Annotated in this window: 18 protein-coding genes and 1 riboswitch; of the genes, 4 read left to right on the forward strand and 14 right to left on the reverse strand. The window is 72.1% G+C overall.

Annotation, left to right across the window (positions count from 1 at the left end; genetic code table 11):
* Positions 1-735: 735 nt before the first annotated feature.
* The 7 genes from ABWI04_RS02975 to ABWI04_RS03005 form a co-directional block, all read right to left on the reverse strand.
* Entirely contained in the window at positions 736-1092 is a 357-nt protein-coding gene (locus ABWI04_RS02975; protein WP_353831319.1) for a hypothetical protein, read from the reverse strand.
* A 63-nt stretch (positions 1093-1155) separates the two neighbouring features.
* On the reverse strand, positions 1156-1746 hold the full coding sequence (locus tag ABWI04_RS02980; protein WP_345173111.1) for a phospholipid scramblase-related protein: 591 nt from the start codon (positions 1744-1746) through the stop codon (positions 1156-1158).
* A 410-nt stretch (positions 1747-2156) separates the two neighbouring features.
* Positions 2157-3785 (reverse strand): chaperonin GroEL, encoded by a 1629-nt coding sequence (groL, locus tag ABWI04_RS02985; protein ID WP_185031769.1) that lies wholly within the window; start codon positions 3783-3785, stop codon positions 2157-2159.
* 907 nt (positions 3786-4692) lie between these two features.
* Positions 4693-5709: a hypothetical protein gene (locus ABWI04_RS02990; protein ID WP_353831320.1), complete on the reverse strand. Its 1017-nt coding sequence runs from the start codon at positions 5707-5709 to the stop codon at positions 4693-4695.
* 297 nt (positions 5710-6006) lie between these two features.
* Positions 6007-6285, reverse strand: coding sequence for a MoaD/ThiS family protein (locus ABWI04_RS02995; RefSeq protein WP_149262935.1), 279 nt, complete (start codon positions 6283-6285; stop codon positions 6007-6009).
* A gap of 15 nt (positions 6286-6300) precedes the next feature.
* Positions 6301-7545 (reverse strand): threonine synthase, encoded by a 1245-nt coding sequence (thrC, locus tag ABWI04_RS03000; RefSeq protein WP_345173106.1) that lies wholly within the window; start codon positions 7543-7545, stop codon positions 6301-6303.
* A 16-nt stretch (positions 7546-7561) separates the two neighbouring features.
* Positions 7562-7702: riboswitch (SAM riboswitch) on the reverse strand.
* 94 nt (positions 7703-7796) lie between these two features.
* On the reverse strand, positions 7797-8732 hold the full coding sequence (locus tag ABWI04_RS03005) for a cation diffusion facilitator family transporter (protein WP_345173105.1): 936 nt from the start codon (positions 8730-8732) through the stop codon (positions 7797-7799).
* Between the two features lie 120 nt (positions 8733-8852).
* On the opposite strand from ABWI04_RS03005, the gene ABWI04_RS03010 reads away from it, so the two are divergent.
* Positions 8853-10346, forward strand: a complete 1494-nt coding sequence (locus tag ABWI04_RS03010; protein ID WP_345173103.1) for an alpha,alpha-trehalose-phosphate synthase (UDP-forming) — start codon at positions 8853-8855, stop codon at positions 10344-10346.
* A gap of 64 nt (positions 10347-10410) precedes the next feature.
* Here ABWI04_RS03010 and ABWI04_RS03015 read toward each other — a convergent pair whose 3' ends face one another.
* Positions 10411-11436 carry a sulfotransferase family protein gene (locus tag ABWI04_RS03015; RefSeq protein WP_345173102.1) on the reverse strand — a complete coding sequence of 342 codons (1026 nt, stop codon included), beginning with the start codon at positions 11434-11436 and terminating at the stop codon, positions 10411-10413.
* 86 nt (positions 11437-11522) lie between these two features.
* Complete coding sequence (locus ABWI04_RS03020; protein WP_089313869.1) at positions 11523-12074, reverse strand: RNA polymerase sigma factor; 552 nt, start codon at positions 12072-12074, stop codon at positions 11523-11525.
* A 52-nt stretch (positions 12075-12126) separates the two neighbouring features.
* On the opposite strand from ABWI04_RS03020, the gene ABWI04_RS03025 reads away from it, so the two are divergent.
* Complete coding sequence (locus ABWI04_RS03025; protein WP_345173100.1) at positions 12127-14181, forward strand: serine/threonine-protein kinase; 2055 nt, start codon at positions 12127-12129, stop codon at positions 14179-14181.
* A 184-nt stretch (positions 14182-14365) separates the two neighbouring features.
* Positions 14366-14974, forward strand: coding sequence for a PadR family transcriptional regulator (locus tag ABWI04_RS03030; RefSeq protein WP_345173098.1), 609 nt, complete (start codon positions 14366-14368; stop codon positions 14972-14974).
* A gap of 52 nt (positions 14975-15026) precedes the next feature.
* Here the strand turns inward: ABWI04_RS03030 and ABWI04_RS03035 are convergent, their stop codons facing one another.
* From ABWI04_RS03035 to ABWI04_RS03045, 3 genes are all read right to left on the reverse strand, one after another.
* Entirely contained in the window at positions 15027-16193 is a 1167-nt protein-coding gene (locus ABWI04_RS03035) for a hypothetical protein (protein WP_353831321.1), read from the reverse strand.
* 208 nt (positions 16194-16401) lie between these two features.
* On the reverse strand, positions 16402-17223 hold the full coding sequence (otsB, locus tag ABWI04_RS03040) for a trehalose-phosphatase (RefSeq protein ID WP_345173094.1): 822 nt from the start codon (positions 17221-17223) through the stop codon (positions 16402-16404).
* Positions 17224-17242: 19 nt separating this feature from the next.
* Positions 17243-17572 (reverse strand): DUF3263 domain-containing protein, encoded by a 330-nt coding sequence (locus tag ABWI04_RS03045; protein ID WP_353831322.1) that lies wholly within the window; start codon positions 17570-17572, stop codon positions 17243-17245.
* 319 nt (positions 17573-17891) lie between these two features.
* On the opposite strand from ABWI04_RS03045, the gene ABWI04_RS03050 reads away from it, so the two are divergent.
* The gene (locus tag ABWI04_RS03050; RefSeq protein ID WP_353831323.1) at positions 17892-18506 is read left to right on the forward strand and encodes a MarR family winged helix-turn-helix transcriptional regulator; all 615 of its coding nucleotides are present in this window, start codon (positions 17892-17894) and stop codon (positions 18504-18506) included.
* Here the strand turns inward: ABWI04_RS03050 and ABWI04_RS03055 are convergent.
* A complete protein-coding gene (locus ABWI04_RS03055; protein ID WP_353831324.1) occupies positions 18503-18799 on the reverse strand; it encodes an SHOCT domain-containing protein in 297 nt (98 codons plus the stop codon). The genes ABWI04_RS03050 and ABWI04_RS03055 overlap by 4 nt on opposite strands.
* Positions 18800-18906: 107 nt before the next feature.
* The gene (locus tag ABWI04_RS03060; RefSeq protein ID WP_353831325.1) at positions 18907-21171 is read right to left on the reverse strand and encodes a S8 family peptidase; all 2265 of its coding nucleotides are present in this window, start codon (positions 21169-21171) and stop codon (positions 18907-18909) included.
* Between the last annotated feature and the right edge of the window lie 24 nt (positions 21172-21195).

Below are 21195 nucleotides of genomic sequence, written 5' to 3' on the forward strand. Positions count from 1 at the left end.
AGCGTTCGTCCTGAGCCAGGATCAAACTCTCCATCAAGGTCCAACGACCAGCCAGGGGGCGAACCCCGACCAGCCAAACCTCAGGAAACAATCCCGGCATCACCATCCCCAACGGGATGGCATTGCCTCAAAGAAATCCCCACCATCCCCGAAGAGATGGCACGGGGCGACCCGGCCGAAACAGACCGGGCCGATAAAGGCACTGGCTTTTAACACGCTGTTGAGTTCTCAAGAAACGGACACCCACCGTACCGGACCCGCTTTCGCGTTTCCCGCCCCGGGGCGACTTGTTCTTACTTTATCAGATCCGCTCGGACTGTCAATTCCGGGCTTTTCCGATACGCCATTCCGAATCCGCTTGCGCGGTTCCTTCCCGGCGGTGTTGCTATTTCATCAGATCCGGCCCGATTGTCAAATCGATCCTTTTCCGACCCATCCCGACGATGCGGGCGCGACGAAGTCGCGTCAGCTGATCGAGGATGGTTCCCCCGGGCCGGCCGCCGTCAGGCGTCCCGCACTCCCGTGGGGCGAAGTGAACAGTATGCCCAAGCGGAGGGGACGTCAAACCAGCTCGCACGCCCCAATGGCGCGGACTCGCGCGCGCGGCGCGCTCTGAGCCGCTCCAGCACGCGACCTACCTCGGGTTTCGTCCGGATCCACCCTGTTTGAACCGCTCGAACATCCCATTCACGCGGGCGAGGTTTCATTTCGGCAACGCCGACCGTTCGGCGCGCCTCAGGGCTTGGCCAGGTATCCGCCGACGAACAGCACACCTTCGGCGATCACCCAGGCGAAGGCCGTGACGGTGAGGGTCACGTCCAGCCGCCAGGGCCTGCGCCGGACGGCCGGCATCGACCACGCCGTGACGGCGACGGCCGCGGCGGCGACCGCCACGGGCGCCGAGATCCGCACGGCGTCCTCGAATCCGGCCGCGCATTCCAGGTCGCGGCCCTCGTCCTCACCGCAGAAGGCGGCGTCGCCCCAGCCGCCGAGGGCCGAGAAGAGCCAGAGGACGGCCAGCGCGCAGTTCGCGATCGTCGGAATCGCCGGCGAGATCCGCCAGCCGTTCGGGCGCCCGGACATGGCCTGCACGACCGGAACGTACCTCGCCTGGCGGGAGCCGGGAACCCCTCCGTGGGCGCGGCCTCCGGTCCGTCAGGTGATCTCTTTGGCCTCGTGCAGGTTCATGTCCATGACGATGGCCGTCATGACCGCCATCGTCCGCAGCGGTTCCCGGACGGGGTCGGCGATCTCCACCGCGTACTTGTCGGCGGTCGTGAGCAGGTGGGTGGCGAGGCCCGCCCACTTCTTGCGGACGTGCGCCACCTTGCCGCCGTCGGCGTCCTTCACCTCGAAGTTGTTGCGCGGCACGTCGACCTCGACCGTGCCGATGAGCGTCCCGTCGTCGTCGTAGACGACGTAGCGGCGGCCGACCCTCTCGGTGACGAAGGAGCCGACGCGCTCTCCGTCCGGCCGGAGGATCTCGGTGTACTCCCGGCCGCTCTGCTTGTCCACGACGTACAGGGGGTCGCCGTCGGGCGTCGTCAGCAGGACGGCTCGGGCGTCGAGGTTCGACTTGCCGGGGAACAGGCCGCGCATGACCGCGGCGTTGCCCTTGTCGTCGGTCGGCGCCGCGATGGCGAGGACGGTCCCGCCTTCGTCCAGCACCTTGTACCGCGACTTGGCCAACGGTCCCCTGCGAGGCTGTTCGACCCTGAGCACCGGGGAGCTGAACACTTCGCTCACGTGTTCTCCTGCCTCGTCGGCCGCATCGGCGACCGCCTCACTGTTCACTTCGCCTGCGCCCGCGTCCTCGGCGGCACGCCCTCCAACCGGCGATCCTGCCAAGCGCCGGGCCCGCAGGGGAAGCACTTTGCGCGCCCGTCTCCGCACGGCGGAATCGCCGCGCCCGCGCCCGGCTCACTGACCTGCACCGCCGTGGCCCGGGGTGCCCGTCCGAGAAACATTCTTCTTTCGGCCCGGCGTCCCCTGAGCATCCCCACGGACATCTCCGGCGCCCTACGAGCTTCCACAGAGCGTCGTCCTGCCCGAACCAGGGCTTCGACCCGCACCGGCCCTCGCGGACGCGGAAAGGGGCGGTTCCCGAAGGAACCGCCCCTTTCACATGCACTCGGAAGTGCGAACCGCGGACTCGCTCAGAAGTCCATGCCGCCGGCGTCGGGCATGCCGCCCGCCGGGGCCGGGTTCTTCTCGGGCTTCTCGGCGATGACGGCCTCGGTGGTGAGGAACAGCGCGGCGATCGACGAGGCGTTCTGCAGCGCGGACCGGGTCACCTTGGCCGGGTCGAGGATCCCCGACTCGAACATGTTGACGTACTCGCCGGTGGCGGCGTTCAGGCCCTCGCCCGGGGTCAGGTTGCGGACCCGCTCCACCACGACGCCGCCCTCGAGGCCGGCGTTGACGGCGATCTGCTTCAGCGGCTCCTCGAGAGCGCGCTTGACGATGTTCGCACCGGTGGCCTCGTCGCCCGCCAGCTCCAGCTTGTCGAACGCCTTGGTGCCGGCCTGCAGCAGCGCCACGCCGCCACCGGGGACGATGCCCTCCTCGACCGCGGCCTTCGCGTTGCGGACGGCGTCCTCGATGCGGTGCTTGCGCTCCTTGAGCTCGACCTCCGTCGCGGCGCCGGCCTTGATGACCGCGACACCGCCCGCGAGCTTGGCCAGGCGCTCCTGGAGCTTCTCGCGGTCGTAGTCGGAGTCGGTGTTGTCGATCTCGGTGCGGATCTGGTTGACCCGGCCCGCGATCTCGTTGGCGTCACCGGCGCCGTCCACGATGGTGGTCTCGTCCTTGGTGATGACGACCTTGCGGGCGCGGCCCAGCATCTCGGTCGTGGTGTTCTCCAGCTTGAGACCCACGTCCTCGCTGATGACCTGGCCGCCGGTCAGCGTGGCGATGTCGCCCAGCATGGCCTTGCGGCGGTCGCCGAAGCCCGGCGCCTTCACGGCCACGGACTTGAAGATGCCGCGGATCTTGTTGACGACCAGGGTGGCCAGGGCCTCGCCCTCGACGTCCTCCGCGATGATCAGCAGCGGCTTGCCGGACTGCATGACGCCCTCGAGGACGGGCAGCAGGTCCTTGTTGGCCGACGCCTTGCCCTGAACGATCAGGATGTACGGGTCCTCGAGGACCGCCTCCATCCGCTCGGGGTCGGTCACGAAGTAGTGCGAGATGTAGCCCTTGTCGAAGCGCATCCCCTCGGTCAGCTCGAGCTCCAGACCGAAGGTCTGGCTCTCCTCGACCGTGATGACGCCTTCCTTGCCGACCTTGTCCATCGCCTCGGCGATCATCTCGCCGATCTGCGGGTCGCCCGCGGAGATGGACGCCGTGGAGGCGATCTGCTCCTTGGTCTCCACGTCCTTGGCGAGCTTGGACAGCTCCTCGCTCACCCGCTCGACGGCGGCCTCGATGCCGCGCTTGAGCGACATCGGGTTCGCGCCGGCGGCCACGTTGCGCAGACCCTCGCGCACCAGCGCCTGGGCCAGCACGGTGGCGGTGGTGGTGCCGTCACCCGCGACGTCGTCGGTCTTCTTCGCTACTTCCTTGACGAGCTCCGCGCCGATCTTCTCCCACGGGTCCTCGAGCTCGATCTCCTTGGCGATCGACACACCGTCGTTGGTGATCGTGGGAGCGCCCCACTTCTTCTCCAGCACGACGTTGCGGCCCTTGGGACCAAGGGTCACCTTCACGGCGTCGGCGAGCTGGTTCATGCCGCGCTCGAGACCGCGGCGGGCCTCCTCGTCGAACGCGATCATCTTTGCAGCCATAGGCTCCAGTCCTCCCGGAACAAGGTGGCTTAGACGGATCGAGCCGACGCCCGCGACGGACGGCCCCGCCGACGACTTCCATTCCGCCGCCGGCCTGAGGCCTCATCGCCCCGACCCATGACTGTGTGAAGTTGTCACTCTCCACATCAGAGTGCCAATGCTTGTTTAGCACTCTACCCTGTCGAGTGCAAGCGCCACACATCACCGCCGCACGCGTCGCGCCGACCCGCTCGGAAGCGCTCTGACCTGCGCCGGAGGGTCACGTCAGCGCTGCCGACCGGCAGGAGGCGTCCGTCCGAAGAGCAGCCGAACCATCGCCTCGCCATGCGCGGCTCACCTCCCCGTAACGCTTTCGTTCTGCCTTGAGCAGGTGCCGCCCGAGCGCGGGGAGCGCCGGTCGTTCAGACGCCGGCCGTCCGGCTGCGCGCACGGGCGAGATCACCCTCGGTCGCGCCATCCGCCACTCCGACGGCGCCGCCGGCTTCGACGAGATCGAGTCCCCTACCGGGCTTCCCCGGGCTGACCCTGCGGCTGCTCGACCCGGCGACCGCAGCGCGCCGCGCGGACCGGCACCTCGCCTGAGAGGGGGTGCCGTCGCGGCCACCCGTTCCGCGTGCCATTGCACCGGCGGCGGCCTGTGCCGCTGTTTTTCCGCGGATTTTTTCGTCACGGACCGTTGGTGCCGGTTCTGTCGGTGCGACGACGTTTGCGGCGGCCCGGTGCACCGGGAATCACCACGGCCCGTTAGGGCCGCTTTCATGGAGTATGGCGAATGGTGAGGATGTTCTTTCAGTCCCGGGCAAAGGGCCGCCGCAAACGGGTCCGGACATTGGGCGGCCGCTCCGGCGTCGATGGTGACCGGGCCGGAGCGGCCGTGGTGCTTCGGTGTCCTGCTAGGAACCGCGGTTCACCGCTTGGTGGACTCCTGCTCGGGGCCCTCGACCGCGTTGATCACGGTGTTGTGCTTCCCGCCGTGGATGTGGCTGGTGATGGGCCCGGTCATCGTCGCGCTGTTGCCGGCGTAGACGTTCGAGCGGGGCGATCCGCTGAGGTTCGTGAAGATCGCGTCGCCCGAGCCGTTCTCGATGTTGGCGACGTCGCCGTTCTGGCCGACGATCGCCTTCTCGGCCGCGTGGACGTGCACCGGCCCGGGGCGGCCCCCCGTGGTGGCCAGCCGCTGTCCGGCCTGCGGAGCGTTGGCGTCGGCCTGCTGCTCCGGCGCGGCCTGCTGGGCCTCCTGCTGCGGAGCCGCCTGCTGCTCGCCCTGCTCCGGCGCGGCCTGCTGCGCGTCCTGCTGCGGAGCCGCCTGCTCCGCCTCCTGCTGCGGAGCCGCCTGCTGCTCGCCCTGCTGCTGAGCGGCCTGCTGCGCGTCCTGCTGCGGAGCGGCCTGCTCGGCGTTCTGCTGCGGGGCGGCCTGCTGCTCGCCCTGCTGCGGAGCCGCCTGCTGCGCCTCCTGCTGCGGAGCGGCCTGCTCGGCGTTCTGCTGCGGAGCGGCCTGCTCGGCGCCCTGCTCCGGCGCGGCCTGCAGCGACTCCTGCTGCGGGGCGGCCTGCTGAGGAGCCGCCTGCTGCTCGGCGGCCTGGTGCTCGGCCGCCTTGGCGAGCGCGACCTTGGTGGCCTCCTGCTCGGAGCCCTCGACGCCGGTGACGGCCGTGTTGTGCTTCCCGCCGTGGAGCTTCGTGGTGATGTCACCGGTCTTCACCGGCTTGTTCCCGATCACCGGCGCGGCCTTGGGCGACTTGGTGATGTCGGTGTAGATCAGGTCGCCCGGACCCTTCTCACTGATGTACGTGGGGCCGTTGTGCCCCACGTACGCCTTCTCCACCGCGTAGAAGTTGATGTCGGCCATGGCCGAGGGAGCCGCGAGGACGGCCGCTCCCATCGTTATGCCGGTCACGGCCATCGTGCGCAAAATGCGCTTCATGCCTTTCCTCACTCTCGTATGCCGTTCGGCGCCCCAGGGAGCGCCACTCCGGGTTCAATCTTCCAGGACGCGGCCAGCGAGAAACCCAAGTGACGGAGAGGCGGTGATCAAGATCAAAGCCGTGAAACTGGCGCTCGCTAAAACTTGTTCCATGCGCGTTTGGCCGGACGGGAGGAACAGTTGCCCAATCCAGCATCCACCGGGCAATCGCGTTCCGGAGAAGGGGGAATCGGCCAGATGTGAAAGGAAAAGCCCCGGCACGGTGGACGTGCCGGGGCCTCGCGGACGAGACGGACGTCAGCCGCCCGCCACCGCGGGGATGATGGAGATCTGGGCGCCCTCGGGCGTCGGGGTGTCGAGTCCCTCGGCGAAACGGACGTCCTCGTCCCCGACGTAGACGTTCACGAAACGGCGGATCTTGCCCGCGTCGTCCAGGATGCGGGCGGAGATGCCGGAGTAGCTGGCCTCGAGGTCGGCGACGACCGCGCGCAGGGTCGCGCCCTCGGCCTTCACCTCGGACTCGCCACCGGTGTAGGTCCGCAGGATCGTCGGGATACGGACGGACACGCTGCTCATGCTGCTCCTTCGTTCTCAGGCGAGGCCCGCGGCGCGGAACGCCTCCAGGGACGGGGCGATGTTCGCCGACGGCGCGACGACCGGGGCGACGGCGTCCAGGGTCTTCAGGCCGTCCCCGGAGTTGATGATCACGGTCTCGGCGCCCGGGTCGAGGGCACCGGCCTCGATGAGCTTGCGCAGGGTCGCGACGGTGACGCCGCCGGCCGTCTCACCGAAGATCCCCTCGGTGCGGGCCAGGAGCCGGATCCCCTCGACGACCTGCTCGTCGGTGACGTCCTCGACGGCGCCGCCGGTGCGGCGGGCCACGTCCAGGACGTAGGGGCCGTCGGCCGGGTTGCCGATGGCGAGGGACTTGGCGATCGTGTCGGGCTTCACCGGGCGGACGACGTCGTGGCCCGCCTTGAACGCGGCGGCGACCGGGTCGCACCCGGAGGCCTGGGCGCCGAAGACGCGGTACGGCTTCTCCTCCACCAGGCCCAGCTTGATGAGCTCCTGGAACGCCTTGTCGATCTTGGTCAGCTGGGAGCCGGACGCGACCGGCACGACGACCTGGTCGGGCAGCCGCCAGCCGAGCTGCTCGGCGATCTCGTAGCCGAGCGTCTTGGAGCCCTCGGCGTAGTAGGGGCGGACGTTGACGTTGACGAACGCCCAGTCGTCCTGCTCGCCCGCGATCTCGGACGCGAGCCGGTTGACGTCGTCGTAGTTGCCGTCGACCGTCACGAACGTCCCGCCGTACACGGCCGTCGTGATGATCTTCTGGGACTCCAGGTTCGACGGGACGAACACCGCGCTGCGGATCCCGGCGCGGGCCGCCGCGGCGGCGACGGCGTTGGCGAGGTTCCCGGTGGACGGGCAGGCCAGCACCTTGAACCCCAGCTCGCGGGCGGCGGCGAGCGCCACGGCCACGACGCGGTCCTTGAACGAGTGGGTCGGGTTGCCGCTGTCGTCCTTCACCCACAGGCTCTGCAGGCCGAGGCTCTCCGCGAGGTTGTCGGCGCGGACGAGGCGGGTCAGGCCCGGCTCGGTGTTCGGGGTGTCGGCGACGTTGGACGGGACGGGCAGCAGCCCGCGGTAGCGCCAGATGTTGCGCGGTCCGGACTCGATGGACTCCCGGGTGACGCCGTCGAAGTCGTAGGCGATCTCCAGGGGGCCGAAACACTCTTCACAGGCGTAGTAGGGCCCGAGGTCGCGGGACGAGCCGCATTCGCGGCAGACGAGAGCGGTAGCCGGTCCGAGGTCTGTGGCAGGCGTGAGTGCCATGAGGGCGAGGCCTTTCTCCCCATCTTCCCTGCGCCACCTTGGTCGCAGGCCGGAGTTGGCACCATCTCCCGGCCGGCCTCGCAGGATCGCGACGCGCCGCAGCCAGGTGGTTGCCGGGGCTTCGCAGGGCCGGTCCCTCCACCCCTCTGGATGAGCGTTATGAAGTTGTCGATCTACGAGCTTTGAACTCGTATGCGTGACTTTACATGAACTGACCGGATGCCAGACAGGCGGGTCCAGCGATTGAGACGTTACCCGGCGGGTGTCTTGATCACCCGTTGGGTCGGGTCGAGGAACACGTGCCGGACGGTCGGGACGCGCTCGCGGAGCCGCCGGTCGATCTCGCCGGCGACGTCCTCGGCCTCGTCGGCGCTGATGTCGTCGGAGAAGTGCACCTTCGCGGCGACGAGGATCTGCTCGGGGCCGAAGTGCATGGTGAGCAGTTCGTCCACGCCGGTCACGCCGGGCGCGCCGCAGATCTCGGCGCGGATCTCGCGCTGCTCGGCGGGGTCGGCCGCCTGGCCGATGAGCAGGCCCATGCTCTCCCTGCCGATCGAGAAGGCGAGGACGACCAGGAGGATCCCGATGAGGACGGACGCGAGCCCGTCCCAGAACTCCGACCCGGTGATCTGGCGCATCGCGAGGCCGCCGGCGGCGAGCGCGAGGCCGATCATCGCCGCGGTGTCCTCGAACAGCGCGGTCTTGAACGTCACGTCGGGCGACTTGCGGACATGCTCGACCAGGTCGCGGTCGCTGTCGCGCGTCTCCTTCTTGGCCTGGTAGAAGGCGCGGATCCAGGACGTCCCCTCCAGCACCGCGCCGAGGCCGAGGACGGCGTAGGCGAGCCACACCGTCGTCCCGCCGCCGCCGTGACCGGTCATGGTCAGGATGCCCTCGAAGATCGAGAATCCGGCGCCGGCCACGAAGATGCCGAACGCGGCGAGCAGCGACCACACGTACCGCTCGTTGCCGTATCCGAAGGGGTGGCGCCGGTCGGGGGGCCGCTCGCTGCGCCGGAGCGAGGTGTAGAGGAAGCCCTGATTGAGGGTGTCCGCCACCGAGTGCGCGCTCTCCGCGAGCATGGCGCTGGACCCGGCCAGCAGGCCGGCGAACAGCTTCGTGATCGCGAGGATGAGGTTCGCGGCACCGGCGACGAGCACGGTTTTCGTCGTCTCGGACTTGCTCATTGCCGCCGGATACCCCCTGGGCGGATGACTAATCGGGCGGAACGGACACAAGGGCGGGCGATGCCGGCCACCTCGCGGGTCACTTTGATGCGCCTCGGCCGCAACTGAGACCCTTCCCGTATGAGCCAAGTGCTGGTGGCCTCGAACCGGGGTCCGGTGTCGTTCTCGCTGTCGGACGACGGCGGGCTCACCATGCGGCGCGGGGGCGGCGGTCTCGTGTCGGGCCTCGCCGCCGTGACGGGCGCCCCGCGCGACCCCGGCCCGCCGCGTCCGGCCGAGACGGCGCGGGAGCCGTCCTCGACGGGAGCGGACGTGCTCTGGGTGTGCGCGAGCCTCGGCGAGGCCGACCGCACGGCGTCGCGCCGTTCCCCGGACGGCCGCCTCGACCTCGCCGGGTACGAGACCGGCGGGGCGGCGGTGCGCATGCTCGACATCCCGGCGGCCACGTTCGACCGCGCCTACAACGGCGTCGCCAACTCGACGCTGTGGTTCGTCCACCACCTGTTGTACGACACGCCGCGCAGCCCGCACTTCGACGCCCGCGCCCGGCGGGACTGGCAGTCCTACGAGGCGTACAACGCGGCCTTCGCGGACGCCCTCGCACGCGACGCCGCCCAGGGCGCGAAGGCGGCGATCCAGGACTACCACCTGTCGCTGGCTCCGCGGATGCTGCGCGACCGGCGCCCCGACCTGAAGATCGTGCACTTCTCCCACACGCCCTGGGCGCCGCCGGAGTACTTCCGGCTGCTCCCGGACGACATCGGCGCGCAGGTCCTTCTCGGCATCCTGGGCGCCGACCACGCCGGCTTCCTCACGGAGCGGTGGGCGTCGGCCTTCCTCGACTGCTGCGAGCTGCTGCCGGGCGCGCGCGTCGACCGCGTGGCCCGCACCGTCTCCTGCTCGGGCCACACCACGCGCGTGGGTGTGCACGGTCTCGGCGTGGACGGGGCGGCGCTGCGCAGGCGCGCCGCCGAACCGGACGTCGTCGAGAGGGCCCGCGCGCTGCGCGAGCAGGTGGGCGACCGCCGGCTCATCGTGCGGATCGACCGGACGGAGCTGTCCAAGAACATCGTGCGCGGGCTCGCCGCGTACCGGGAGATGCTCGTCAACCATCCCGAGTGGCGCGGACGCGTCGTGCACCTCGCGTTCGCCTACCCGTCCCGCTACGACCTGCCCGAGTACCGGGAGTACACCGCGGCCGTCCAGCGCATGGCCGGGCAGATCACCGACGAGTTCGGCACCGCCGACTGGGACCCGCTGATCCTCCAGGTGAACGACGACTACCCGCGTTCCCTCGCCGCCTACGGCCTGGCCGACGTCCTGCTCGTCAACCCGATCCGGGACGGGATGAACCTGGTCGCCAAGGAGGGGCCCGTCCTGTCGCGGCACGGCTGCGCGCTCGTGCTGTCGCGAGAGGCGGGCGCGGCGGCGGAGCTGTCCGAGGACGCGCTGGTGGTCAATCCCTACGACGTCTCGCAGACGGCCGAGGCCCTGCGCCAGGCCCTGCTGATGCCGCGCGCCCGGCGGGCCGAACGCTGCGCCCGCCTCGCCGACGCCGCGACCGCCCTGCCCCCGCAGCGCTGGTTCGCCGACCAGCTCGCCGCGCTGGACTAGCTCCCCGCGTAAAGGGAGCGGCGTGCTGCTCTGCGGGCGTCAGGGCAACACGCCGCGGGTCCGGTCAGGGGGCGCTGCCGGCGGACTGCTCGGCGGTGAGGAGGCACTCGACGGGGTTCGGCTCGTGGTGCTGCCTCCACCGCTCGCGCAGCGCGGCCTTGCTCTGCGCCATGCGCCGGTGGGCGGCGGTGCGGGTGAAGCGGGCGAGCAGGGCCGCGGACGGCTTCGGCAGGCCGCTCGGCTCGTAGCCGTACTCGGCGAGCCGCTCGCCGAACGCGGCCTCGGCCAGGCTGATCTCCCACGCGTCGAGGCGCTCCGCCCATGATCCGACGCGGTCGGTCGTGACGGCGTCGCGGGTCCGGCCTTGCCACTTCCTGGTGGACGGGACGATCCGCTTCGCCAGCCCCTCCGGGTGGGTCATCTCGGGGTCGAAGTCCTCGCCGAGGAAGCCGCAGAGCCGGGTCAGCTCGTCGGCGGGGTCGGCGACGAGCCGCTCGTACTGCAGCTCGTAGTAGGAGTCGGGGCCGAGGCGCTCGGCGAGCCGGCGGCCGCGGTCGATCGTCTCCCGCCAGGCGGAGACGGCGTGGTGGATGTCGGCGTCGAACCAGGGCATCTCCATCAGCGACGCGACGCAGTCCCGGCCGTCCCGGACAAGATGGACGAACTGGGCGTCGGGAAACATCCGCAACAGCGTGCCGACGTGCTGGGAGTAGCTCGGGCGCTTGTCGCCCCAGCGCGGTTTGCCGTGCAGGCGGGCGTAGGCGCGGAAGACGATGCCGACCGCCGAGCCGAGCGTCGGAGGCCCGTCGGCGATCTCCTCCACGAGCCCGTCGGCGTCCATGCCGAGCGCCCGCACCTTGGTGGCGCGTTCTCCGACGATCCACTCCGCGAGCATCCGCCTGTTCTTGCTGTCCCGGAGGTCACCGTAGTCGCACCTCGCCGCATAGGCGGGCAGGACGAACCGGGTCTCCGCCGGGATCGCGATGCGGGCGTGCGAGTGGAGCATCAGGCGCAGCAGCGTCGTGCCCGAGCGAGGACAGCCGAAGATGAAGATCGGACGATCGCGGCGGAGGGCCGGTCCTGGTGGCATGCACCGCATGCTGGTGCAGAAGCCCAGTTCAGAACCCGGCTTCTGCACCCACTGTTACGGTCCGATGACCCACCCTTGACCGGCGGTCAGGTGTAGGACTCGCCGAGCGTCTGCCTCACCTGCTTGCGCGCCTCGTGGATGCGGGACTTCACCGTGCCGAGCGGGAGCTTGAGCTGCTCGGCGATCTCCGCGTACTCCAGCTGCGAGACGTCCCGCAGCACCAGGGCCTGGATGAGGTCGGGCTTGCGGGCCTCCAGGTCCTCCATGGCGTCGAGGATGTCGACCCGGGAACCCGCGATGACGCTCGTCCGGCGCGGGTCGGGACGCTGCTGGGGAAGCTCGCCCGCCTGCTCGACCGAACGCCGCTTCAGCGAACGGTAGGTGGAGCGGGCGGAGTTGGCGACGACGACGTGCAGCCAGGTGCTGAAACGCGACCGGCCCTCGAACCGGTGGATGTTCCGGGCGACCTGGAGCAGCGCGTCCTGGCACGCCTCCTCGGCGTCCTGTCGGCAGGGCAGGAACCGGGAGCTGTGCCGCAGCACGTCCGGCTCGATCTTGCGGAGGAGCTCGTTGAGGGCGCCCTGGTCGCCCTGCGCGGCCTTGACCGCCAACTCCTCGGTCCTCTCGTCGAATGCCATGCCGCCTCATTGCTCGTTCGCGCGCTCACCCCGTTGTTGGGATGATACGGGAGTGTCTTTCCCACCATCAGTAGGCCGTTACCGGATCGATCGCGTCCTGGGGTCGGGGGCGTTCGCCTCTGTATGGCTGGGGCACGACGACGCCCTCGAGTCCCAGGTCGCCATAAAGGTCCTGAACGGCAGCCTGATCGACGATCTGGACGTGCGCAACAGGTTCCTCGAGGAAGCCCGGATCCTGCGCCGCGCCGACTCCGAGCGACTCGTCCGCGTCCACGACATCGGCGAGCTCCCGGACGGGCGCCCCTACTTCGTGATGTCGTACGCCGACCGCGGAACGCTCGGCGATCGCATGCGCGAGCGGCCACTTCCGGTCAGCGAGGCGGTGGCGCTCGCCGAGCAGATCGCCTACGGCGTCGAGGTGATCAACACGCTGGGCGTCATCCACCGCGACCTGAAGCCGTCCAACGTGCTGTTCCAGTCGACGCCGGACGGCGGCGAGAAACTGCTCATCGCCGACCTCGGCCTCGCCAAGGCGCTCGCGCACGCGTCCGGCGCCTTCACCCTTCCGGTCGGCACGCCCGGGTACATGTCGCCCGAGCAGGCGCGGTTCGGCGGCGGGCTCGACATCCGCGCGGACGTGTACGGCCTCGGCGCCCTGACCTACCACATGCTCACCGGGCGGGCCCCGGGCCCGGCGCCGGTCAAGAAGGCGCCGAGCGAGCTGCGCGAGGGCCTGCCCCCCGCGTTCGACCAGGTGGTCCTGCGGGCGCTGGAGGTCGAGCGGGAGAAGCGGTGGCCGACCGCCGAGGCGTTCGCGGAGGCGCTGTCCACGCTGCGGCCCACCTCCGCGCAGGCCGCGCCGGCGCCCGCCCAGACGGCGCCCCCGCCGCCCGAGCCGCAGATCGACGCCGACGCGACCGTCCAGGACTTCTACCGCGAGGGCGTCCAGGTCCAGCAGCAGCCCCCTCCCGTGCAGCAGCCCGGGCCCGCGCAGCCCACTCCCGCGCAGCCCAACCCCGCGCAGCCCGCCGCGGCGGCGGGCCAGAGCGCGCAGCCCGGCATGCACACGCGGTTCGACCGGCCCGGCGAGGACGACCTCCACACGTCCGAGATACGCGTCCCGCCCAGTACGCCGTCCGAAGAGGTGACGGTCGTCGACCGGCCCAGCGGGCGCTCCACACCCTTCACCCAGGTGGAGGCGCCCACATCACCCGACAACGACAACAACCCGACGATCGCCTACCAAGGTCCGCCGCCACAGGGCCAGCCGCAGGCGCCGCCGCAGAACCAGCCGCAGGGGCCGGACGACAAGACGACCGCGTTCCCGGCCCAGTCGCCGCAGGGCGGGGCCCCGCAGGGCGGGCCGATGCAGCAGATGGGCCCGGGCGGCCAGCAGCCCTACGGGCCGCCGCCGACCGGTTTCCAGCCTCCGCCGCAGGGGCCGGTCCAGGGCGGCGGGCAGGGCGGGCCGCGCGGCGGCGGAGCCCCGAAGAAGTTCGTCACGCCGCTGATCATCACGGCGGTCGTGCTGGTGGTCGCGGTGATCGGCGGCCTGACGCTCGGCATGATGTTCTCCGGCGGCGACGACGGCGGCAAGGACGGCAAGGACAAGAAGCCGGCGGTCCCGAAGGACTTCGTCGCGGCCGCCGACGGCTCGGGCAAGATCAGGACCGCGGTCCCGAAGGCGTGGCCGGTTCAGGGGCAGGAGCCGACGTGGACGCCGTCCGCCGTCGGCCTCGCCGACGGCCAGCCGCGCCCGGTGCTGCGCGCGACGCCGGACAAGGCCGCGTTCCTCGGCAACGGCAAGGGCCCCGGCGTGTTCGTCGGCGTGACCACCGACCTCGGTGCGAACCAGCTCCCGCCGCCGCGCGCCGCCGTCCACCCGCAGTGCACGAAGGCCGCGCCGGAGAACTACACCACGCCGGACGGCGCCCTCAGCGGGACGATCACCCGCTTCACCGCCTGCAAGACCGGCACGCCGTCGGTCACCGAGGTCGGCCTCAAGGACAAGTCCGGCAAGTTCGGCCTGTGGATCCGGGTCAAGGAGACCGACGGCCGCGACGCCACCAAGGACATCCTCGACAACCTGAAGGTCACCGGCCCCTGACCCGGGGCTCGGACCGGTACCACGAAGACCCGCGCATCGAGGCGCGGAGCGGCCCCCCGCTCCGCGCCTCGTTCCGTTCGGCGCGGGCGCACTCCGCAGTGATTCGCGTCACAATGTTGCATCGCGACATGTTAGCGATATATCGTTGAGGCATCGCAACCGATCAACAACGAAGGAGACTGCGATGCACGAGCACACGATGAGAAGGCGCGGCGGCTTCAGGCGACCGGAGGAGCGGGGTCGCCGCGGCGACCCGTTCGGCCCGTGGGGGTCCGGCGGCCCGGGAGGACCCGGCTTCGGTCCGGGCTTCGGTCCCGGCCATCGCGGACGCGGTGGCCGCGGGCGGCGCACCCGGCGCGGCAACGTCCGGGCGGCACTGCTCGCCCTGCTCGCCGAGCGGGCGATGCACGGCTACGAGATGATCCAGGAACTGGACGGCCGCACCGGCGGCGTCTGGCGGCCGAGCCCCGGCTCGGTCTACCCGACCCTCCAGATGCTGGAGGACGAGGGCCTGGTCAGCAGCGAGGAGCAGGGCGGCAAGCGGCTGTTCTCCCTCACCGACTCCGGCCGGGAGGAGGCGTCGGCGCAGACCGCCGCCCCCTGGGACGAGGTCACCGAGGCCGCCGGCGAGAACGTCCTGCGCGGGCGCGAGGCCGTCGGCCAGCTGATGGGCGCCCTCCAGCAGGTGATGTCCGTGGGCAGCGAGGCGCAGAAGGCGCGCGCGCTGGACGTCGTCAACGACGCCCGCCGCCGCCTGTACGGGATCCTCGCCGACGACCCCGAAGCCGAGTGAACCTCAGGGAGCACCGACCGGAACCGCCGTGGCCGCCCAGGTCACGGCGGTTTCATTTTCCCTTCGGAAACGGCGCCTCCCTGGCGAGCCGGTCGGCCATGTACAGCTGCTTCCACACGTACAGGGCCATGTCCGAACGCCTGACGCGGCGGTCGACCGGGACGCCCACCGTCGCGCGGACCAGGTACGCCGAGCCCGGCGGAAGGTACTTGTCGCCGCCCTCCCCCGCGACCAGCGCGCCGCCCGCGAGCCGCCGCACGACCTGGCTGTCGGTCGGCGGCGTGCACAGGCCCTCGGGGACGCCGGCCTGCGGCATGCAGCGCCCCCGCGCCGCCGGCGTGACGAGGTCGCGCCGGACGAACACGTCGCCGGGGAAGTCGAGCAGGACCTTCTCGCCGCTCGGGTTGGCGAGGATGTACTCGATGTAGGGGAACGCCGTCCCGGACGGCGGCGTGGACCGGGACGCCGTCCCCACGCCGTCGCTGATCCCGGACGTCACCGCGGCGATCCTGTACCGGGAGCCGTCGGCGGTGCCGATCGTGAGGGGCGCGCCCGCGGGCGGCAGCTTGGCGGCGCCGCCCGGCGCCCGCTCGCCCGCGGCCGGGGCCGCCTCGGTCGCGCCCTCGTCGCCGGAGCCGGGCGTCAGCACGACCCCGGCCGTGACCAGCCCGGCCAGGACGAGCACGCCCGCCGCGACCAGTCCGCTTCGGCGTCCCTTCCGCCGCCGCTCCCGGCGCTCGCGCTCGCGCTCGCGAGGCCCGAGCCGCACCTGGACGCCGCTGGTCTCGCGGACGCCCATCGGCCCCGTCGCCGACGACCGCTCCTCGGGTTCGGAGTAGGCGTCCTGCGCCTCGGGCACGGCGGCCCACTCCGACCCGCCGAGCGGCGGCTCCGCGCGCGACCGCGGCGGCTCGGGAGGCGACGGCGGCGGCAGCGGGGGCGACGGCGGGGGCGTGCCCCAGACGCGCGGCGGCGCCTGCGCGGCCGGCGCGGTGTGGACGATCGGACGCGTGGGGGCGTCCGGCGGGATGGGAGGCCCCGGCGGAACGTGCACGCCGGGCGGAACGTGCACGCCGGGCGGGACGTGCACGCCGGGCGGGACGTGGGCGCCGGGCGGGCGGCCCGGCGTCCCCTCTCTGGGCGTGGCCCTCGGGATGCCCTGGGAGGGCGTGTGCCTGATCTCGCCTGGACGGCGCGGAAGTCCCGGTTCCGTGTCCACCGTCTCGCCTCCCGATGTCCCTCGTGCGGCTTCCCCGCGAACCACACTCCCCACAATTCACCACATTTTGACCTAATCGCCTTCCGCTGCCACACCGGCCCCCGGAGTCTCGCGAGATGCGACAAGTCGAGCCGGGAGTCTTGTCACCTGACGGACAATTACTCCGCGCTCCGGCGCCCCGGGCGACGCCGGAGGCCGTTGGAGTGAGTCAGGAGAGGGAGTCGGCGAGCGAGCCGATGAGGTCGACCACGCCGGCGGGCCCGTCGACCACCAGGTCCGCCCGGTCGGCGAGCGCGGTGACCTCGGTCGAGCCGCTGCACACCAGCACGCCGGGCACGCCCTCGGCGCGCAGCGCGTCGACGGCGTCGAACGCGGCGAGGTCGCCGAGGTCGTCCCCGGCGAACAGCAGGGCGGAGGGGCGCGTCCCGCGGTCGTCGACGTACGCGCGCAGCGCCTTGCCCTTGTCCATGCCGGGCGGGCGCAGTTCGAGGACGTACCGCCCCGGCTCCACCGACAGCCCGGTCCGCTCGGCGAGCGCGGCGAGGATGCTGCGCAACCGGTCCAGCGCGACCTGCGGTTCGGCGCACCGGCGGGTGTGGACGGCGAGCGCCTGCCCCTTGTCCTCGACGAACGTCTCGGGCGGGGCGCCGGCGGCGGCGAGGACGCCGGGCAGCTTCGCGCGGGCCTCGGCGACGCCGGGCGGCGGCTCCGGCACGGTCAGCGTGCCGGAGTCCCAGCGTTCGAGCCCGTACTGCCCGAGCACGACGAGCCCGTCGATGCCCTCGAAGCCGCCGTACTCGACGGCCACGGCGGCGGGACGTCCGGTCACGATCAGCAGCGAGCCGACCAGCGGGGCCAGCCGGGCCAGGGCCGGCGCGGCGTCCGGATGGGCCCTCGCCGAGGCGGGGTCGGGGACGATCGGCGCCAGGGTGCCGTCGAAGTCGAAGCCGAGCACGGCCCCGGCCGGGTCGTCGCGGATGGCGTCAAGTCCTTCGGCGCCTGCGGCCGTCAAAGAGCGGGGAGAGTTCACGTGACCAATGGTGGCCAGGTCAGGGCCGGATGCCGAGCCGCCGCGCGGCACGGCCTCGTTGCCGCTGTGTCCGCATCCGGCGCAGGCGCTTGACGAGCATCGGGTCGCACTCCAGCGCCTCGGGCCGGTCGATCAGGATGTTCAGGAGCTGGTAGTACCGCGTGGCCGACATGTCGAACGTCTCGCGGATGGCCTGCTCCTTGGCGCCGGCGTACTTCCACCACTGCCGTTCGAAGGCGAGGATCCGGCGGTCGCGCTCGGAGAGCCCGCCGGCGCTGAACGCGGCGTCGTCCGCCGCGCCCTCCGCTTCGGCGGGGCCGGGCTCGGCCGGGGGGCGGCCGTCGTCCATGGTTCGGTCCTGTGGGGGGACGTCACCGCGGGGGTCACCGGGGGCGTTCGCCGCTCGCATCAGGTCCCCTCTGTGGTTACTGATCCCGGGTCGTCCGGGTTCGGGCGGGAGCCATGCTACGCGTCCGCGCGGACAAGTTCCGGCGGATCCCGGTGAACGGACGCCGGTGGTTCAGTGCATCACATCCCCCTTCACCTGGGGCTCTTTCGCTCCGTGTGTCTCACCGGCAACGGCGTTCACGTCACGGTGAAACATATGTACGCTGCATACGTTAGAGTAGGTGATCCGCAGCGTCCGGCGTTCGGAACGGAGACCTTGCATGGCGACGGAGACCTCCGCCACGGGACGGACCGCCGAGCGGGCCGCGCCTCGGGACGGGAGCCCTCCCGAACCCCCCGCCGACGGCTCCCTCACCGAGATCGCGACCGCGCTGTTCCATCTGCGCCGCGTGTGGGCCAAGCCCGACCTCGTCAAGCGCGTCCGCGCCCAGACCTCCACCGCCGGGGACGGGCGCCCGCTGCAGCTGTCGAACCTGATGGTGGTCAACGCGGTCGCCGCCCTCACCGACTGCGCGCGCCCGGACGAGCCCTCCTGCGAGGTCACGGTCGGCGCGGTCGCGGAACGGCTGGAGATCGACCCGTCCACGGCCAGCCGCCTCGTCGGGCACGCCATCGACGCCGGCCTGGTGTCCCGGCGCCCCTCCCCCGTCGACGCGCGCCGCGCCAACCTCGGCCTGACCGAGTCCGGGCGGCGCGTCAAGCAGGTCTCCGACCGGTTCCGCCGCGCCTACCTCGACGACCTGATGGCCGACTGGTCGGAGCGGGAGCGCACCGAGTTCGCGCGGCTGCTCACCCGCTTCGCCGACGCCGCCGTCCGGGCACCGATGTACCCGGACGGCATCGACCGCATCTTCGAGGAGGCGGCCGCCGACTAGGCACCGTTGCGCAGGGCGGACATGCGGACGTGGTACTCGTCCTCGTCGATCTCGCCCCGGGCGAACCGCTCGGCGAGCACCGAGCGCGCCTTGGTCATCGGGTCGGCCGCCGCCCTGGCCGCCGCGGCGCCGTCGTGCATGCGGCGCCGGATGAGGTAGAAGGCGGTGCCGAGCACGGCCAGCCAGAACAGGCCGAACGTGATGGGGAAGACCGGCCAGAACGCGGGGGCGTCCCCGTCGTGCCAGCCGCCCGGGTGCATCGCGGCCGCCTGCGTCGCCAACATCGTCACCATGGTTCATCGACCTTCCTGTGTCGGATGAGTCGATGCTCGGCGAGAGGTCCGGGGGGCCGCATCGTCCGGCCGGAGGCACTCGCGCTACGCCCGCCGGAGTACCGCGCTCACCACCAGGGCGGCCGGTACTCCTCGTCCTCGCCGGGCCGTGGCGGCCGCGAGTGCCGTCCGCGCGGCTCGCCGTCGGCGGGGTCGGGCGGCGGGACGGGCCCTTCCGGCGGTTCGGCGCCGCCCAGGCCGGGCGGCGGGACGTCGGGGAACGCCTCGGCCGGCGCCTCGTCCGCGTGAGGTACGGGCGGAAGCGGCGGCTCGCCGGGCGGTTCCGGCGGTACCGCGGCGAGCGGATCCGTCGCGGGCCCGGGGACGTCCGGCGCCTCCAGGGCGCCCCGGCGGAAGGCGTCCCAGTCGTCGTCATCGAGGACGGACGGCTCGTCCCGCGCCGCCCCGTTCAGCCCGGCGCCGTTGCGCCCCATCCCGTTGAGCGGATCGTGTCCGCTGAGGGGGTCGTGCCCGTTCAGCGGGTCGTGCCCGTTCAGGGGGTCGTGCCCGTTGAGGGGCTCATGCCCGTTGAGCGGGCCGTGGCCGTTGAGCGGATCGTGCCCATTGAGGGGGTCGTGGCCGTTGAGCGGGTCATGCCTCTGGTGCGTCCCGTGCCCGCCCGTGGTGAACTCACCGGGATCGAACGGGCGCAGCTCGCCCGGCATGACCGGCGGCTGCTTCGGCTCGATGGGAGGCGTCGGCCGCCCGTCCCAGCCGGACGGCGGCGGGGGCTCGGGGAGAGCGGGGTCCGGCGGCGGGAACGCGGCGGGGCCCGGCTCGGGCCGCGGGGCCTCCCAGAGCGGGGCGTCCCGCGGCGCGGAGGCCGGCGGCGGAGGCTCCTCGAAGGCGGGGGCCGGGTAGACCTCGTTGTTCTGGAAGAGCGGCGCGTTGACCGGTGCGACCACGGGCGCCGCGTACATCTCGGCGGGGGCCGGGGGCACGGCGGCCGCGGGCTCGCGCGGCGCGGCCGGGGCCGAGGGCAGGCCGTAGTCGGCGACGGCATCGGTGTCGCCGCCGTCCTCCTCGGGGCGCCGCCGCTGCCGCCACCCCAGCACGAGCCCGAGGACGACCAGCAGCCCCCCGCCGCCGAGGACGAGCGGGAACAGCACGCCGGAGTCGCGGTCGTCCCGCTGCGCGGCCGGCCGCGGCGTCGCGGCCGCGGGCGGCGGCGTCTCCACCGGGCCGCTGGAGGTCTTGTTGATCTGGTTGGCGGCGACGAGGGTGCGGACGGCGTCGACCGTCCCGCGGCATTCGGGCGACCCGGTGGGGTGGGCGGCGCGGGCCGGCGAGCCCTGGATGAGCGCCCGCCGGACCTCCTCGGGGCTCAGCCGCGGGTAGCGGGAGCGGACGAGCGCGGCGACCCCCGCGACGATCGCGGACGAGGCGCTGGTCCCCGTCCCGACGACGTAGCCGTTGCTGGCGTCCGCGCTGACGATCTCGACGCCGGGCGCGCAGACCGCGGCGCCCGAGCGCCGGTTGCTGTCCTTCCAGAGGCGCAGGCGGCGGTCGAGCGCGCCGACGGCGATCACGCCCGGGTAGGCGGCGGGGAAGTTCTTGCGGTTCGCTCCGGAGCCGTCGTTGCCGGCGGAGGCGATGAGCACGACGCCCTTGGAGAGCGCGTACCGGATCGCCTTCTCCTGCGAGGGCGTGCCGTTGTAGGACTGGCGGCCGCCGCCGAGCGACATGTTGATGATCCCGGCGCCGTGGTCGACGGCGTACCGGATGCCCTGGGCCACCGCGTCGCGGTCGCCGCCGGCGCCCGGCTGCTGCCCGTTGTCGCGGCGCAGCGGGTCGTCGTTCTCCAGCGTCACGCGGACGGACAGGACGTTGCTGAGCGGCGCGACGCCCATCATGCCCTGCGACAGCTCGGGACCGTGGCCGTGACCCGCGATGATGCTGGCCATGGACGTCCCGTGCAGGCCCCAGTAGCGGCTGCCCGGACGGCGTACGCCGCCGGTCAGGTCGGGGCCGGTGACGACGCGCCCGGTGAGGTCGGGGTGGCGCCGGTCGACGCCGGTGTCGAGGACGGCGACCGTGACGCCGCGCCCTCTGGAGTACCGCCACGCCTTCTGGGCGCGCAGGACGTCGAGGTGCCATTCGCGGGAGCGGATCTGGTCGGTCGGCGCGTTCAGCAGCGGCCCCGCCACGGCGCCGGCCGACGCGCCGCGCACGGTCCGGTCCTTCGCGGGGGAGTCGGAGACGATCGCCGCGGGCACGGCCACGGCGGCGCCGAGCGTGAGCGCGGTGAGGGTCGCGGTCGTCCGGGCGCCGAGCCGGAGCAACGGCACGGCCGGCCGGGGGTGCGCCGGACGGCGCCGACCGGCTTCGGACACGCCGCCCCTCCCTCTGGCTGACCG

Source organism: Actinomadura sp. NPDC000929 (assembly GCF_040492065.1).
In the GTDB taxonomy this organism is placed as follows: Bacteria; Actinomycetota; Actinomycetes; order Streptosporangiales; family Streptosporangiaceae; genus Spirillospora; species Spirillospora verrucosospora.